Annotated in this window: 16 protein-coding genes; all 16 read right to left on the bottom strand. The window is 42.4% G+C overall.

Annotation, left to right across the window (positions count from 1 at the left end; genetic code table 11):
- A partial coding sequence (locus AB4876_RS17125; protein ID WP_368382958.1) for a dTDP-glucose 4,6-dehydratase occupies nt 1–699 on the bottom strand: 699 nt, incomplete at its 3' end.
- Nucleotides 696–1,943 (bottom strand): glycosyltransferase WbuB, encoded by a 1,248-nt coding sequence (locus tag AB4876_RS17120; protein WP_368382957.1) that lies wholly within the window; start codon nt 1,941–1,943, stop codon nt 696–698. The genes AB4876_RS17120 and AB4876_RS17125, both read right to left, overlap by 4 nt.
- Nucleotides 1,944–1,956: 13 nt before the next feature.
- Entirely contained in the window at nt 1,957–2,370 is a 414-nt protein-coding gene (locus AB4876_RS17115) for a GDP-mannose mannosyl hydrolase (RefSeq protein WP_368382959.1), read from the bottom strand.
- 50 nt (nt 2,371–2,420) lie between these two features.
- Complete coding sequence (gene fcl / locus AB4876_RS17110; RefSeq protein ID WP_368382956.1) at nt 2,421–3,380, bottom strand: GDP-L-fucose synthase; 960 nt, start codon at nt 3,378–3,380, stop codon at nt 2,421–2,423.
- Nucleotides 3,381–3,391: 11 nt separating this feature from the next.
- Nucleotides 3,392–4,510, bottom strand: a complete 1,119-nt coding sequence (gene gmd, locus AB4876_RS17105; protein WP_368382955.1) for a GDP-mannose 4,6-dehydratase — start codon at nt 4,508–4,510, stop codon at nt 3,392–3,394.
- A 68-nt stretch (nt 4,511–4,578) separates the two neighbouring features.
- Nucleotides 4,579–5,517 (bottom strand): glycosyltransferase family 2 protein, encoded by a 939-nt coding sequence (locus AB4876_RS17100; RefSeq protein ID WP_368382954.1) that lies wholly within the window; start codon nt 5,515–5,517, stop codon nt 4,579–4,581.
- 17 nt (nt 5,518–5,534) lie between these two features.
- Nucleotides 5,535–6,098, bottom strand: a complete 564-nt coding sequence (locus AB4876_RS17095) for an LbetaH domain-containing protein (protein WP_368382953.1) — start codon at nt 6,096–6,098, stop codon at nt 5,535–5,537.
- 44 nt (nt 6,099–6,142) lie between these two features.
- Nucleotides 6,143–7,927 (bottom strand): acyltransferase family protein, encoded by a 1,785-nt coding sequence (locus tag AB4876_RS17090; RefSeq protein ID WP_368382952.1) that lies wholly within the window; start codon nt 7,925–7,927, stop codon nt 6,143–6,145.
- Between the two features lie 52 nt (nt 7,928–7,979).
- Nucleotides 7,980–8,732 carry a hypothetical protein gene (locus tag AB4876_RS17085; protein ID WP_368382951.1) on the bottom strand — a complete coding sequence of 251 codons (753 nt, stop codon included), beginning with the start codon at nt 8,730–8,732 and terminating at the stop codon, nt 7,980–7,982.
- Between the two features lie 57 nt (nt 8,733–8,789).
- On the bottom strand, nt 8,790–9,695 hold the full coding sequence (locus AB4876_RS17080) for a sulfotransferase domain-containing protein (RefSeq protein ID WP_368382950.1): 906 nt from the start codon (nt 9,693–9,695) through the stop codon (nt 8,790–8,792).
- 38 nt (nt 9,696–9,733) lie between these two features.
- Entirely contained in the window at nt 9,734–10,633 is a 900-nt protein-coding gene (locus tag AB4876_RS17075; RefSeq protein WP_368382949.1) for a sulfotransferase family protein, read from the bottom strand.
- Nucleotides 10,630–11,559 carry a sulfotransferase family protein gene (locus AB4876_RS17070; protein ID WP_368382948.1) on the bottom strand — a complete coding sequence of 310 codons (930 nt, stop codon included), beginning with the start codon at nt 11,557–11,559 and terminating at the stop codon, nt 10,630–10,632. The genes AB4876_RS17075 and AB4876_RS17070 overlap by 4 nt, the downstream gene beginning before the upstream one ends.
- A gap of 12 nt (nt 11,560–11,571) precedes the next feature.
- Complete coding sequence (locus tag AB4876_RS17065) at nt 11,572–12,687, bottom strand: hypothetical protein (RefSeq protein WP_368382947.1); 1,116 nt, start codon at nt 12,685–12,687, stop codon at nt 11,572–11,574.
- 133 nt (nt 12,688–12,820) lie between these two features.
- A complete protein-coding gene (locus AB4876_RS19090; RefSeq protein ID WP_438273421.1) occupies nt 12,821–13,258 on the bottom strand; it encodes an acyltransferase in 438 nt (145 codons plus the stop codon).
- A gap of 143 nt (nt 13,259–13,401) precedes the next feature.
- Nucleotides 13,402–14,718, bottom strand: coding sequence for an oligosaccharide flippase family protein (locus AB4876_RS17055; protein ID WP_368382946.1), 1,317 nt, complete (start codon nt 14,716–14,718; stop codon nt 13,402–13,404).
- 67 nt (nt 14,719–14,785) lie between these two features.
- Complete coding sequence (locus AB4876_RS17050) at nt 14,786–16,225, bottom strand: undecaprenyl-phosphate glucose phosphotransferase (protein WP_368382945.1); 1,440 nt, start codon at nt 16,223–16,225, stop codon at nt 14,786–14,788.
- Nucleotides 16,226–17,187 lie beyond the last annotated feature (962 nt).

The raw sequence follows: 17,187 nt of genomic DNA, 5'->3' as shown, positions 1-17,187 counted from the left end.
GCGGGCGTGGTCTTCAACATACAGCCAGTCGCGGATTTGACTGCCGTCGCCATACACCGGCAGCGGCTTACCGTGCAGGGCATTGAGAATAATATGGGGCACCAGTTTCTCGGGGAAATGGTAGGGGCCGTAATTATTAGAACAATTGGTAACAATGATCGGCAGGCCAAAGGTGCGGCCCCAGGCTCTTACCAAATGGTCGGAGCTAGCCTTGCTGGCCGAGTAGGGTGAGCTGGGCTCGTACGATGTGGTTTCGGTAAAGAGATCGGTGGTGCCGTGCAGGTCGCCGTAAACCTCATCGGTGGAGATGTGGTGAAAGCGGAAAGCCGCTTTTTTATCGCCAGCCAGACTTTGCCAATAGGCCCGCGCAGCTTCCAGCATGGTGTAAGTGCCCACCACATTGGTTTGGATAAAGGCGCCTGGGCCGTCGATGGAGCGGTCAACATGACTTTCGGCCGCAAGGTGCATCACTAAGTCGGGCTGGTGTTCAGCAAAGACCGCGTTCATTGCCGCCGAGTCGCAAATATCAACTTGGGCAAAGGCGTAACGGCCAGAATCTTCCGCGCCGGGCAGTGACTCTAGATTACCCGCATAAGTAAGCACGTCCACATTAACGACTGCAGCATCGGTGTCGGACAAAATATGGCGAACTACGGCGCTGCCGATAAAGCCGGCACCGCCGGTGACTAAAACTTTCACAAAGCACCTCCAGCACCTAAGTCATTAGCAACGATTGACTTCATACAAAGCAAAAAATTACTGAGCACTTTTTCTTTATCGATATTTAACTTAGCGTAGTTTGCAGCAACATAATTAAATTTCCCTCTTCCTAATGCCACTTCAATGCCTGCAATCAACGCATCAACATTCTCAGGCTCTACGCGCTCGGCGATATCCACATACTTACCACACAAAATCCCCAATTCCGTATTTGCCTCGGCCGTAATTACAGCCGTCCCACCCACAGCCATAATATTGGTTAATTTTGAGGGCAATACTGCATCAGCGACACCTTTCCGCTGAATCACGAGATGGCAGTCTGCAGAAGCCAATAAAATCGGCAACTCGTCCAGCTCCAGCAATGGAGAAAAACTTATATTCTTCAGTTCACGCTCAACCACTAGAGCTTTTAAATTTTCCTTTCCAGCCCCATCTCCTACAATCACAAAATGATAAGGGCTTCCATAAAAATACTCGGCGGCATCGACAACTTGCTCTAAACCCTGCTTTTCACCGATATTACCGGAGTACAAGATCATTTTTTTGCCTGTCGCAACCCCGAGTCTATTACGTAAAGTCTCCGATGATTTTGCATCGCGAAAAACGGAGGTGTCCGACCAATTAGGGAAAAAAATAAGTTTATCCTCGGATACTCCTTTCGTAACTGCCCGATTCATCATAGATCGAGATATAGTGGAAATTCTGTCAAAACTCCGTAAAACCATGCGTTCAAATATTCTAGCAAACTTACCTACCAGCCCATGACTCGCCATTCCCAACCCAAACATAGCGTCGATTTCGTAGTCTTGAATATGTAATATACTTTTGGCCCCACTCAATCTAGCCACCAAGGCACAAATTGGAGACGAAAACAAAGAAGGTACGGGATTAATAACAACGTCAGGCCGCCAGAATATCTGACCAATAATTAATGGAAATGATGATAAAGCGAAACTAAGTAGGTGCATTATCCGTCTTAGCGAACTAAGACGTCTTGGCACATATAGCGGACATCTGTATACATCAACGCCGTTCAATTGTTCGTGCTGATAGCCGAATCTTTTATAAGGTTCTTGAACATTCCATTGAGGATAATATGGCGGTGTGGTTATTACTTTTACATTCTGACCATTCAATGCGAGCCACTCTGCCAACTCCCCTGTATACTTACCAACCCCTGTCATTTCAGGGGAATAATTCAAACCAACAATTAACACTTTCATTTCAGCCAAGCCATTACGTATCTCTTAAAAAGTAGTCTTTAGTGTGCTGATGCACATCTATTCTCGCCAATATTTCCTCGGCACTTAACCACTCATATTGGCTATGCTGCCCGCTTGGCAAGCTCAATTCATCGCGATTTAGCTCTAGCTCATAAGCTAAAACAACATAATGAGTACTGGTTTCTGAATTAAATACGCAATCATCATAAAAATGTTGGTATAAACCTTTAAAGTAAGCCGAAGCCATACTTATTGCACAACCAATTTCGATCTTGGTAAGGCGTAAAAATGCATTATTTAGCAGTTCATTTTTACGAATTCGACCACCGGGTACAAACCAATAACTCTCAGCTGGGCGATTTTTTCGCAAGCCCAACAGATAATCGCCTGACTTTCTATCTTTAATAATCAGGTCAATTGAAACCAGTGGTAATGTAGCGATTCCTTGTTAAAAAACCGAATTTGGCAACCACTCACTCATGCGCGAATGGTTGCCTGATTCGCTAAAAACCAACGATAGGTCGACGATAGACCGACCTCCAAACTAATTGACGCCCGCCACCCCATATTTGCCAACCTGGAGACATCCATTAATTTACGTGGTGCACCGTCCGGCTTGTCGGCATCAAAACGAATAACGCCATTAAAACCAGTAACTTTAGCCATAGTTTGCGCTAACTCCGCAATTGTACAATCAATACCGGTACCCACATTAATATGCGAGAGCATTTCTTGGGTATTCGCAGCGTATACCGCCTTATTCAAATTCATAACAAAAACACTTGCCTCTGCCATGTCATCAACATGCAAAAATTCTCTCATCGGCGTACCCGTGCCCCAAATCACGACCTCTGGAGCATTACTTTCTGCAGCCTCATGAAAACGACGCATCATTGCTGGAATAACATGACTATTTTCAGGATGAAAATTATCGTTTTCACCATAAAGATTCGTTGGCATTACGCTACGATAGTCAACCCCATACTGACGGTTGTACGATTCACAAAGCTTAATACCGGCAATCTTAGCAATAGCATAAGGCTCATTAGTCGGTTCCAATGTCGCAGTTAACAGTGCAGTCTCTTGCATCGGTTGTTCGGCCAGCTTTGGGTAAATACAAGACGAACCCAAAAACAAAAGACGTTTAACGCCTGCGATGAATGCAGAGTGAATAATATTGCACTCAATCATCAAATTTTCATAAATAAAGTCAGCCGGGTAGCTATTGTTTGCCACAATTCCGCCAACTTTAGCTGCCGCTAGATAAACTTCATCAAACTTCTGCGTTGCAAAAAATTCTGCCACCACATTTTGATTCAGCAAGTCCACTGAACCACGATCAGCGGTGATTATTTCGTAATCCCCCGAACGTTCCAAGCGACGAACTATCGCAGACCCGACCATACCGCGGTGGCCGGCAACAAAAACACGCTTCATATATACGCCCCTTAGTTCTCTCGAGCTACCGAAACATCAAAACCATGGTCCTTTAACAAGGCATGACGCTTAGCCTTATCAAGATCAGACGCAACCATTTCAGCACACATTTCTTCAACGGTGATCTCTGGAACCCAGCCTAACTTAGCTTTTGCCTTACTCGGATCACCCAATAAGGTTTCGACTTCTGCAGGCCGGAAGTAACGAGGATCTACGCGAACTATTACATCACCAACTTTTACACTAGGCGCTAAATCTGAATTTGTATTCAAGACCGATGCTTTTTCATCTATCCCGCTTCCAGAAAACTCAAGCTCGATACCCGCTTCTTTTGCCGACATACGAACAAACTCTCTAACGGAAATTTGTTTTCCGGTCGCTATTACAAAATCCTCAGCCTGATCCTGTTGCAACATCATCCATTGCATACGGACATAATCCTTTGCGTGACCCCAATCCCGCAAAGCGTCCATATTACCAAGATGCAAACACTCGTCTAAACCGTGCGCAATATTAGCAATACCACGGGTAATCTTACGTGTCACAAAAGTTTCGCCACGACGGGGTGACTCATGGTTAAACAAAATACCATTGCAGGCGTACATACCATACGACTCGCGGTAATTTACGGTAATCCAATAGGCGTATAGTTTTGCCGCGGCGTAAGGAGAGCGCGGGTAGAAGGGAGTTGTTTCCTTTTGCGGAATTTCCTGAACTTCACCATACAATTCAGACGTTGACGCTTGATAAAAACGCGTTTTCTTTTCTAAACCTAATAATCGGATAGCTTCTAAGATTCGTAGAGTTCCGAGCGCATCAACATCCGCAGTATATTCAGGGCTTTCAAAAGAAACAGCGACGTGAGACTGTGCTCCTAAATTATAAACTTCATCAGGCTGCACCTCTTTTAAAATACGCGTAAGATTAGAGGAGTCTGATAAGTCACCATAGTGAAGAATAAATTTTTTGTTATCTGTATGAGGATCCTGATAAATATGATCTACTCGCTCAGTGTTAAAGGAAGAGGCACGACGCTTGATACCATGCACCTCATAACCTTTATCCAATAAAAACTCAGCTAAATACGAACCATCCTGACCTGTCACACCAGTTATCAGCGCCTTCTTCATACTAATTCCTTAATAAAAATAAACAGTCTATATCGCCATTCTTAAAGTAGAATAAGCGCTACAATCAACTATAAGCAACGGTGACCAGACAATAAATTATGCCCAGTAATTCGGGACAGCTCAGCAATCATTTCGCTTTTCCCCGGAATATCATTAATTGCGGCCTCAAGTTCGACAACTTTTGCGCCAACGAGAAAGCGATACCAATATCCTTGCAAAAAGTGGTATATCAATCCTTGACGACCATCCAAAAATCCTAACTGAACTATATATCGGAAAAGAAAATAGCCTAGCGAACTTAAACCGAAAGGTATCTTAGAGTATATATTATCTTTGACAAAGCGCTTAACTCTAGCCTGCCCAGAAAGGCTGCCATCGACAGAATCTTCACGAAAAGAAAACAATTCGTATTTCCGGATTATTACCTCTATCGCTTCTCGAGTAGCATAACTATTATGTTTGTCTACAAAATAACTTAGATCCTTTAAGTTAACATCTGCAAAGCCCCCCTGCATATATACTATACGCCCGCCACGCACTACTACATGCTCGTCCATCCATCGCTCTTCTACTCGGCCACAACCTCTTCGCCAAAGCCTAACCATATAAAGCGGAAAACGACCTCCATGCTTTATCCATCGCCCCATAAACACATGCTTTCGACTAAAGTTAACACCGACTATATCGTCATTAAGAGATGGCAGCTCAGAAACAATACGCTTTGCCAAATCCGGCTCTACGACTTCATCAGCATCTAGCCTCATAATCCAATCTGCAGAAATATCTAAATTATCAAGAGCCCAATTAAACTGCTCAGCTTGGTTGACAAAGGCTCGCTGAACAAACTTCGCACCCAGTCGTCCAGCAATCTCCTTAGTCCTATCCGTTGAGTAAGAATCAACAATGTAAACACAGGATGAAAATTGCTGCACGGACCTAATAGCTCTCTCTAAATGCAGCTCTTCATTAAACGCCAAAATAATAACCGCAACGTTATTGCTAATCACAAATATTCCGCCCAACACTACTTTGAATTGATAACATTCAGCCTGTCCTTAATCCTTACGGCAGGGTGACCAGCATAAACCGCCCAAGGATCATCAATTGACTTTGTAACTACGGATCTAGCGCCCACAACTACACCGTCAGCCACAGAAACACCCAAACCAATAAATGAATCCGCACAAATCCAAGTATGCTTCCCTAGCAATATAGGCTTGGCAAATAATTGAAAATTGGCACTATTGTAATCGTGGGAACCTCCACAAAGATGGCTACCTTGGGAAACTACGCAGTAGTCACCGAACTCTATAATATCCATATTGTAAATATTAACGTCATCCGCTATACCAACGTAATTCCCCACAACCAAATTCCAAGGAGCCCAAACGCGGGCTTTAGGATATATATGGACTCCTTTACCTAATTTTGCCCCGAAAAGTAATAATAAGAATGCCCTCCATCGATGTAGCGGTCGGAAACTATAGCGGAAAAAAACAACATAAATAACGTTCCAACATTGACGCCTAACTCTATGTGAAAACGAAAATGATGGCCCTACGTGCGGATTAGATTTTTCAATAATCAAAACGACACCTTTAATGAAAATAGAATTCTATATACAACCAAACCCTAGGGTACTAACGATGAGTGAATATCATTCAAAAATCGCTGATTATCTAAAACCAGCTTACCAACAAAGCGAGCACCATATTTCGTTAAATGCTTTCTATCAGCCGTCAAAAGAAATCCGCTCCGATCTGTAATTGGCACACGACTTGCGTCAGTTGAAATTTTACTCATGACGCTTAAATAATTTTCAGAGGGCAACAACATTAATGCTCTATCATCAATATTGGCCATCTCAACCACAATATTATTGAAAGCCCCCTCCCTTTCAGCCGGATCAATTCGAGCCAACCAATTCAGGTTATAACCAAAGTTCTTAGTTCCTAGGTAGTAAACTTTTACGCCCAGCTCATGCAAAGCTAAAATCTTGCTTCTAGCACAGACTCCCGGACCTTCGTTAAACGCATAGACGACGACATCCGCCGAATTTACCAAGGCCTGCGTTGCATCGTCAGGTGTCAGCAAACAATCTTCTGGAGAAAATTTGTACCCTAACTGAATATTTTCAAATCGTAGATTTTCGACCATCATGTTAATAAAGTCCCTAGCAAAACTATCGCCAAGCACTAACACTTTTACCTTTCCATCATTGTCAAAAGAACTAATAACATAGTCAAAAGCGCGCTTATTATAAGCTATATACAAATCCGGCTTTTCAACTACGTCCGCCGAATAAAATCTCCCAGGAAAGCCCTTAAAGTAATGAGCAGAATACCCAACACCAACGATGATAGTGCTAAATACAACCACACATACACCGACCACTTTTCTACTAATCGTTGCAGAGCTCCTGAACGGTGCCTCCACAAACCTCCAGCTTATATAGGCAGCAAGAAAAGTAAGTCCAACGGCGAAGCACATTAAATATAGCCCCGGCTCTTCCTGAGAGTAAATCCTTAAAAAGGCTAAAATCGGCTGATGCCATAAATAGGCACTATAACTTACCAAACCTATACCGACAAAAGCACGGTTTGCAATGACACGATGCAAAAGCGTACCCTGCTTTATAAAAAGGATAATAAGCACTGTACCGGCAACCGGCACTAATGTATAAAAACTCGGGAAAGGTGTCTCTGAGTCATAAAAAAATATGGCATAGAAGATCATCAGAACTCCAGCCATTCCGAGATAGTCATTTCCTCGCACATCACCAATACTGAACAAATAGACCGCAACCATCGAGCCCGCAAGAAGCTCCCAAGCCCGTGAAGGAAGCAGATAAAAATTTGCATTGGGAAAATTAATAATCCCATATTCAGCTATACATAAACTCACAAAAAATATAAATATAATTGGAAGGTATATTCTTCGAAAATTGAAGCGCCAAAGAATCATTAATAGTACAGGAAACACCACATAGAATTGCTCTTCAACACCAAGACTCCACATATGCACTAGTGGCTTAAACTCAGATGCCGCTTCCCAGTAACCTGAGGTAATCGTTAACAATATATTATTTGAAAAGAATATCGTTGCTACCAAGGACTGCCCAAAATTTTCCAGCGGATCAGGCAGCATATACAGCCATGAAAACGGCATTATTATTAAAAGCATAAAGTAAAGCGCAGGTAAAATCCGCCTAGCCCGTCTCTCATAAAAGCCGACAAAACTAAACCGGCGCGATGAAATTTCAGCCAATAGTATTGACGTGATTAAATAACCGCTAATCACAAAAAAAATATCTACCCCAACATAACCCCCACTAAACGCTGAAAACCCAGCATGAAAAAGAATAACGGGGCAAACAGCCAAACATCTTAAAGCATCTATTTCCGGACGATATTTCATCAGCACCCTGCGTCAACGACTTAATAAATTTATGTTCATAAACATCTACTCTTTAAATCCAGAGATTAGGGCAATATTTCCTAAAAAGTCCTCTAAAATACGAAATTAGCGATCTATTTAATGAATCGTATCTTTTGCCAGAATGGGCAGCCACACCATCAGGAAGTAATTCCATGGGCCAGCGAAAGTAGCTCCCAGGCATTGCCTCATACTGCCGAAGGAACCTAAGTAGGAAGATTTCAATATAAAACTCATCGGGCCTCATACCCTCACGAGCACCAAGCAAATTAGACTCAAAAAACCTCGTATTGAAAATCATAAACTGAGTTGTTACATGCTCTTTAAACCAAAGGAAATTACATCGACAGTCGACATGGAACTTCAGCTCAGAATCGAGAACTTTCCTTAGAGAACCAAAATCAGAAAAAAATAATCTCCCCGTACTTTTAACAAAGTAATCACTGTCAGAAATAAAAGTAGAGCACCTGAATGCATAATCAATCAGCCCAAGCTCCGAATGTCCATAATGATAACTCGTATCTGGGGTATCTTTTAATGATAAAAATTCAACACTAACTTTATCGTACATTCGCGAAAGGCTATCAAAATCTAAGCACCTCATTATCTCCTCGATCGACAGGCCCGAGTTATCACAATAAACGATACGATCAAAGAAACCACTATGCATCCACTTTCTCAAAGATTCTCTATAATCCTGCTCCCGCATCACTAAATCTTGACGAGCCAAATCGCCACCCCGCTCAGGCGGATGCAAGGTAGACGTCAACAGCAAAGTTGCTTTCATATAAAGGACCTACTTATATAGCAGAAATTTGAAAATCGCACTGCACAATTAAAGGTTCTATCTCCATAACGAGATGTCAACCGACAGCTGACTAGCCAGCTCCAAATTGTGCGGCAAGTAGAACTCTCTCAACCTATTGACAAGCTCCGTCTCTTCCTGCGTAATTGCCGTCAACTTACTCGTATTAAAATATTTATACGCTTTTTTCGCAGCCCCTTTAAATGGAACGTAACCACCAAAATTTCTGTATATCGATTTCGCGCGGGAATGGATAGCTCTAGAGTTCACCGCAAAACTTTCATTTTCAACAGAAAATTTATATCCATCATACCATTCATCTCTCACACCAATATCTTTAGCCACTCCTTTCATAAACTCTAGCGGAAATCCCTTCATACTCTCAAACAAATAGACATGCACTTTATGACGCCCCAATTCATCTATCCACCTACGAATAAAATTTATATAAATTCCATGATTAATGGCATTTTTAAGAATACCGCGATCATTCAACAACTTATCTTGAGATGAAACCAGGTCAACAAACTCCGTAAATGTGTTAATATTTTCAGCAGTCCCAATATTATTTTTGGCGTATTTATATAATGAATATGCCCGCATTGCAGGATCTCGCAAAATAAATACTATATCCGGTTTTACGGGGATTTGAGCCAATTTATCAAAAATGGCCAACTGATACATATAGTCTGGCGTTGCCTCAACAACAACTTTGTGAACAGATTTATTGTATTTCGGGAAAAAATCCCCATAGCCACTGACGCCACCTTTATACCAGTTACGTCCATCTTTAACATTCTTAAAAAGCGGATATTCTTTATCGAACAAATAACCAGTCTCTTTTATATCCGAGCCACAGACTTCTGGATGATCTACAAGATAGTTAAAGAGCGAAGTAGATCCACATTTCGGTGCGCCGGCTATTATCAAATTTGGAAATGTCATACCCACCCTCCGATCAAATTTCTTTCAATAGTCACAGCTCAGATCCAATAAGATTTTCTCCCAACAACTTTCTCGACCAACATTATTTCTTCCCGCAGCGCTTCAATTATTTCATTGCGTATAGATGGTTCGATGGTATCTTTGGATTTGAATACGAGAGGTTTAATTGCATTCTTAACCATACTCTCAATGCCCGTCGGCATCTTAGTCAAGATCACTCTTAACAATCTGTTTTCTGTCACCATCTTTACAACCTTACCAAATCTCATTGCACCCATCCCCTTATTGTGGACATGACCTGTACCTAAATCATAGGTCGAACCAATCTCTAAAAAATCACATATGTCTCTCATAACTTCTGACGTATTAGTTGTAAACTCTTCAAAATAAACTATTTTTACGTTATTTCGCCCAAAGACATCAAGATACTTATTAACGGCTTCGAGATAACGAGAGCCACTTACGTAATGCCACATATCATTCCATTTAGCGCGCACCCTATCACCTTCACTTTCTAAACCATCGCGAAAGGTCAATACCTCTCTACCACTTCTAACTAAATGACAGTACTGTGAGTACGCTTTTTCCGCCGGATTGCGCAACATAATAATAATTTTTGCACTCGGACAAATCGCAGATATTTCTGCAGCGGCCCCGTGATAAAACAAGTAAGATGGAGATATGTCGCCGACCGACTTGTATACTTTGTTTGAACGATAATGACTTTTGTACTCATACATAGAACGACAAATATCTTGTAATGCACTTTTATCCCCGGGACCCTTATCGTGCTCCAGGAGTTCTTGATGTGAAAAATAATGGAGCTCTTTGGTATCGGGTAAATATACGTCTGGATGCAATCTCAGATAGCCATATAGCGACGTTGTACCAGCTTTGGGAGCACCCACAACAAAAAAGTTAGGCATCAACTGTTTCATTTTTTCTCCTCGCATACCGACATCAGCCAAGGCAGTTCCTCACCGATAAGCTTAGAAAGCAATTCAGCATCTTCATGATAGTAGTTTCGCATTTTTTCAACGAGCTCTAAGTTATCTAGCTCACGCCCCTGGCCAGCCTCCTTTCTCCCACCTAGTTCATTTAACCAAAGAAAAAGCGCGCTCCGAGTATTGGGGTGAATTTTCCGCCATATCAATCTTGCAAATGGCAAGTACCTAATAGCTCTAATATACGACAACAATTTATTTCCGCCACCTGCATTATAACGTTTCTCGGGATCTTTAATTTTAACATTCTCGACACCGAGGAAATTGAAGGCTTTACTCAGAACCTGCTCTGGATATAATTCTAGATCTTTAGAAAAGAGCACCAATAATTGTTCTCTTGGAAAAAGATCGAGAAATTTTCTCAGCAATCGACCGTACTCCCCCCATACTAAGTAAGTTTGGGACTCAGCGTCGGGCCCAATATTTAAGGATCGAGCCTTATTTACTTCTGAAGACTCCATCGCCACACTTATAGCATCTACAAATGAACGCGTTTCTAGGCCTCTTCGAACTGACATTTTATAATGGGATAAAGCCCTCTCAATCGGATCCCTTAATATCACGATAAGTTTTATACTAGGCAACATCTCATATATTCGATTGGCGGACCGAGGGTCACTGAGATAATGCGGAGTCACAGTGCCCCAACGCGTACTAGGATTACCTTTTGAAAAAAACAAATCTAAATTAAAACCCAACCCCTTGGAGAAAAGCTCATCATCTAGAATAAACGGCACTTCTTTTCCTGATGGCATATATATATTTGAGTTCTGCTCTAACAATTTAAACAACGTGGTTGTCCCGCTTTTTTGGGCACCAATGACCAGAAAATCTAATTTTTTCTCACTATATACCGACACGTGTAACCACCCCTACAGCTCTCTCTGCAAACCCGACTGGCCGCCAGACAAGCTATCTCGCTTACGAAGCGAGCATGAAAGTGCCAACAGCACACCTGCAACATGCCCACGATAATCTAGTATTGACGCAACAGGAGACATAACAAGCAACTGAATGAAAACTGCTATGCAAATTCTTTTAACCGCACGATCTGAAATTGATCGGATATACTTCACCTGAAAATACAGATAACCAAGAAAAATTAATACTCCAGCAAACCCAAAACGAAACACAGACCCAAGCAAGCCGACATCTGCTAGTATAAAATTAGGTCCGAAATAGTATTTAAAGCCATCATTCCAATTTACGTACAAACCACCATATCCGAGCGCCCAACCCGATTCTTTAAACACCTGAAATATTGCTCTAACGGCATTCCCTCGCGCCGAATCAGACAACTCATCACTACCATTAATTAACTCCGTTACTCGCGGTATACGCGACGCGAGGCTAGAACTTACTGACTCGAAACTTAACGAAATGAGGAAAATTATAATCAGCACAGCAAAAAATACCGTCGATTTTCCCCGAATCTCCATCAAGAACAAAGATGCTATAATTGTAGCAATTACGATCTGCCTAGTTTGTATGACTAACAACAGTACTATAAGTAAAAAAAAGTATGACGCTAATGCAGATTTTTCCCTACCAGAGATCCAGTCGAAAAAAAACAATATTGCACCTAGCGCAACAAAATGCTGGCCGATGCCTACTCGCTCAAAGCTATCTTGACTTAATTCTAAGCCGCCCGATGCACCAACAAAAACATTTAAAACCCCCAAAACTATGGCAATCAATTTCAGCCATTTTAATATATCGCCCTTAGTTACATAGCCAACTTTAAGACCATGTATCAATGGAAAAAAGATTAATATTGCCAATACTCTCCTGAACTCAGCTATGCCGTATATGACTGGCTGCCCGTAACGGAATTCGGCCAATAAGGCCGAGAGTAATAACATAGCAAAAGGTATCGCGAACACCGCAAACTCTAAAAGCAGAACATTTCCCTTTTTACTAATTAGATAAAGCCCGGAAAATATTATTAGAATCGCAAAAAAAACTTCCTGTGCGCCATTGACGCCCAACCGATTAGCCCCGTAAGAGCTAAATATCTGCGTATTAAGTAATAGGCATATAAATAGCAGCAGCCTAGGGCCGAAGCCAACTCTCACCCTCATACACAAATACTCACTTCAAAACCAACTGACAAAATGTACTTCATTTGGGCTTCGATCGCTGACTAATTTTTTTTGCTGGAATACCACCCACTATGGTATACGGCTCGACGTCAATAGTGACTACCGCGCCTGCGGCGACTATTGCCCCCTCACCTATCGTTACACCTTTCAAAATTACCGCACCATGCGCAATCCAGACATCATTCATAATCCTAACTGGATCGACGGAAATACCCTGCTTGACCATAGGAATATCAGTATTTACAAAGACATGATCGCTATCACGGATTGTGACGGCCGGAGCGATCATAACATTCTCACCTATTAAAATAGATTGATTACACCCAAACACACAGTACTCTCCACAAAAAGTACCCTCGCCAAAAATTATATTTCCACTTCCTTGAAATACAGTTCCATGGCCGATTTTATTTCTTCCTTTCAAAACAACCTTAAACTGAAGGTTACATTTTTTCATGTTGCCCCAAAATGGCTTCACAACTAGCCTCGATCCTAACGTTGTATTCGGGCCACATTTGATGAACTGTCCATATATTATTTTCCCGATTAGGGATGTTATTTTTGAGTGAACACCATGAACTAAGCGATATATAATTGAATTCATATAAACTTAAACCCTATAGATGTCACTCCTAATCTTTTTTGTGCAAGGTAAAATGTACAAGCATTAAATATAAAGCCCGATAAAACTGTAGATAAGGCCGCACCGAGCACGCCAAATTCAACAATACTAATTGGCATAGTAACTATTAATATTACAGAAGAAATAGCAATGCTATTTCTCTGTTGCCGCTCATGTCCGGTCATCGTTAGCAACAAGCCTACAGAGCCAAACATTACATTAATTAACTGTCCCATGGCCAAAACCAACAAAACCAATGAGCCATATGTAAAATCCTCACCAAACATGCTCAACACATACCTTGGCCAGAGTAGTATCGGCAATACGACTACCAAACCGCTAACCGTCATTAAGGCGGTGCTTTGCTGAACGACTCTCTCCAATTGTTTAATATTACCCTGCTTAAATAGCGCCGATATCTTTGGGCCAGAGATGCTATTCACCGCAACCAACACAAAACTGACGAGTGACGCAATACGCACACAAATAGAGTACACCCCCACTTCTTGAGAACTAGCGTAATATCCGAGAAGGATTACAGGCAGACTAAGTAAAATTCCCTGCTGAATGAGATTCGTAATATAGTTGGGCACAGCACTTTCCAGCAACTTGCGCCATGAAAATACCCCACCAATCCCCCTAGATTTACTTGTGTATTTCATAGACACGATAATCGCAAACAAAGAAGCACAAACCGTTGCCAAGAAATATGCCCACGCCGCCCCTACCTGCCCTAGCCGGGGAATCAAAAACCACATAGCCAAACAATTGGTAAATGGTAATACAATACCCAAGACAAATAGCGATGAGGCTATTTTTTTAAATCCCCTAATGAGCTCAGCATGAATAACAGCCAAAGACATAGGCAATATAGAAAACGCCATGACATTGAGTACACGCTCAATCGCGGGCTCACCAAAGACTTTCTGTGAAAGCAACTTTGAGACAAGCAATAATAACGCAGTAACAGTTAATGAAAGCGGCACAACCACATACAAGCACTTCCAATAAACTCCATTAAGCTCAGCCCAATTTTTCTCCGCTACAGCTGCGGCTGAAAATCGTAGTAATGTTAAACTTAAGCCCATTCGAGCAACTACCGATGCCAGCACTACCACTGACAACGCAAGGTAATAAATACCCACTCCGCTTGCACCAAGCAATCTTGCAAGTAGTAAACTCAACCCAAAAGCCAAACCAGCGCTAAATATCTTTATCGTTAGCGCGGAGAATGCACCTTTTAGTATTTCCGTGAAATGAAAATCGCTACAAACACGAAGCAAGATCTTTAACATTAGTTTTTTTCACCAAGACAAACCTCACCCCTTGTCGGGCACAAGTTTTATTCACTGCAATTAGAATTTAATATGCGGAACAACCATAAAAACCTTTGAAAAAAGTCACCAATACAATCTTCAAGTCAAGCCAGATTGACCAATTCCGAATATAGTACAGATCAAATTCAATCCGCTTTTCCATTTTGCGGATTGTATCTGTTTCACCACGCCATCCGTTTACCTGAGCCCAGCCAGTGATACCAGGCTTCACTAAATGACGCTGCATATAACCGCTAATTTTGTCGCGGTACAGCTCGTTGTGGGCAACTGCGTGTGGACGCGGGCCAACAATACTCATTTTGCCTTGCAGTACATTTATAAATTGCGGCAACTCGTCTAAAGAAGTTTTACGTAAAAAAGAACCCAGCTTAGTAATACGCATATCACCCTTGGTAGCCTGCACAACCACATCACCATTATCGCAGGTGGTCATAGAGCGAAACTTCCACACCATTATTTCTTCGCCGTTTATTCCGTAGCGGCGCTGCTTGAAAATGGCAGGGCCTTTAGATGTAAATTTAACGGCTGCCGCAATAAACAGCATTGGCACCGCAATTAGGCAGAGAATCATTGAGCTTAATATGACGTCTTCTAAGCGCTTAATTACCGCGTCGAAGGAATCGAAGGGGGTGTCGTAAACACTTACTACGGGTAAGCCGCCAATTTCTCGGCTGCGAGCGTTTAGCATTTTAAAGGTGAATACGTCTGGCACTATATGAACACAGCAAGAGCTATTGGCAAGGTATTCCACCAAGTCTTTGATGGTTTCTTCTTCGCGCATTGGTAGCGCGATATAAATGTCGTCGAATTCGCCTGCGCGAGCCTGAGCCTTTAGAAATTCGATGTCACCAAGTACCTGAAGGTTTTCACCATCTAAGGGCTTAGCGCCAACGATTACTCGGTTATCAAAAAAGCCAGCAATGTCCATACCCATCCACGAGCTTTGTAAAATACTTCTGGCCAAGGTAAGGCCTGGCTCTTTTGCACCAACAATAGCTACTTTGCGAGTGTTTACGCCAGTGCGGCGCATTTCTCTGAGGACGATACGGGCAGATACGCGATAAAGGCTTATTGCAACGGGCACAGCAAGCGCCCAAGCGACCATTACCCCGCCGCCATAGGATTCATTTAATTCAAATAGGAATACAACCGTTAGTAGTGCACCCAATACGATTAGCCAGGTGGTTACAACGGTTTTTACTTCGGTGAAAAGTGATTGCCCACGCCAAGAGAAGTAGAGACCATTTTTATGGGCGAAGATATGGTAGCAAATAGAGCTAACGAAGGCGGCAACTTGGTAGCAGACTGCCCAGCCGTAGCCAGCTAGGTTTACGAATAGCGCCAATATACCCCAGATTAGCAATACATCGGTTAATTGATGTACCGCCATTAACATGGAGTGATGCTGACGAATAAAACCTGCGTGGGGCAGGTTGGCGGTCATATTCACTCTTTCAGTATTCACAGCAATTCCCTCGCTTAGGAATTCATCTTTTCAATAATTAATTTCATCTCGGAAGCTGGCAATCCTTTGGCAACGCTCTGTAGATGTTATTTTTTGCTAACCGCTGGACTGCATCGCCACAAAGAACAATACATTTTAATGCGGGGATTAAAGTCTAGCTGCTCTTTGGCGCTTTGCACCAAAAAATGCACGTGCGCCAGTTAAGCGCGCAATTCTGAGCCAATTCAGTGCAAAAACCAAGTGCAAATGCATGTAATTACTCCGCTTTAGGGGTGTTTGCTGTATTTGCCAGTGATTTGACTCGCGGTGGCAACATGGCTAGTTTTTAAGCGTATTCATTGTGCTTTGGGTAACAGCAATTTGTGAGCCAACTTTATGCTACAACCTCTTTTACTGTTTCGGCTCGGGTTGCGAGCAAACTCCGAAGCTTAAGCAGCGTTTAAGGCGAAACCATTAATGTGTTCAATTTTTAGTGCATTATATACAGGTTTTGGCTGTTATAACGATTTCCATATGTTGATGTTGCGGTCAGTAGCTCGGTTAAGCCGCTTGTGACTCCCCCACCAGATGCTGAATCGAGTTCAGCATGACGATACCTATTTAAGGGCTCTGCTACGCCCACCAGATACCGGATCAAGTCCGGTATGACGAAATTTTTAAGCCTCTGCTATGCCCACGAGATACCGGCTCGGGGGCCGGTATGACGAAATATTGCGCCCGTCATTCTGAACTTGATTCAGAATCTGGCTCTACGAAGCCCCATGGGTGCCGCCCGACGAGATGCTGAATCAAGTTCAGCATGACGATACTATTTAAGTGCTCTGCTACTCCCACCAGATACCGGATCAAGTCCGGTATGACTGCATTTTTAAAGGCCCTGCTATGCCCACCCGATAACGGCTCGGGGGCTGGTATGACGTATGAAGTCGTCATTCTGAACTAGATTCAGAATCTGGCTCTAC

The organism is Zhongshania guokunii, from assembly GCF_040892635.1.
GTDB lineage: Bacteria > Pseudomonadota > Gammaproteobacteria > Pseudomonadales > Spongiibacteraceae > Spongiibacter > Spongiibacter guokunii.
Note: the sequence above shows the minus strand (reverse complement) of the source record. Positions and strands in the feature narration are given on the sequence as shown.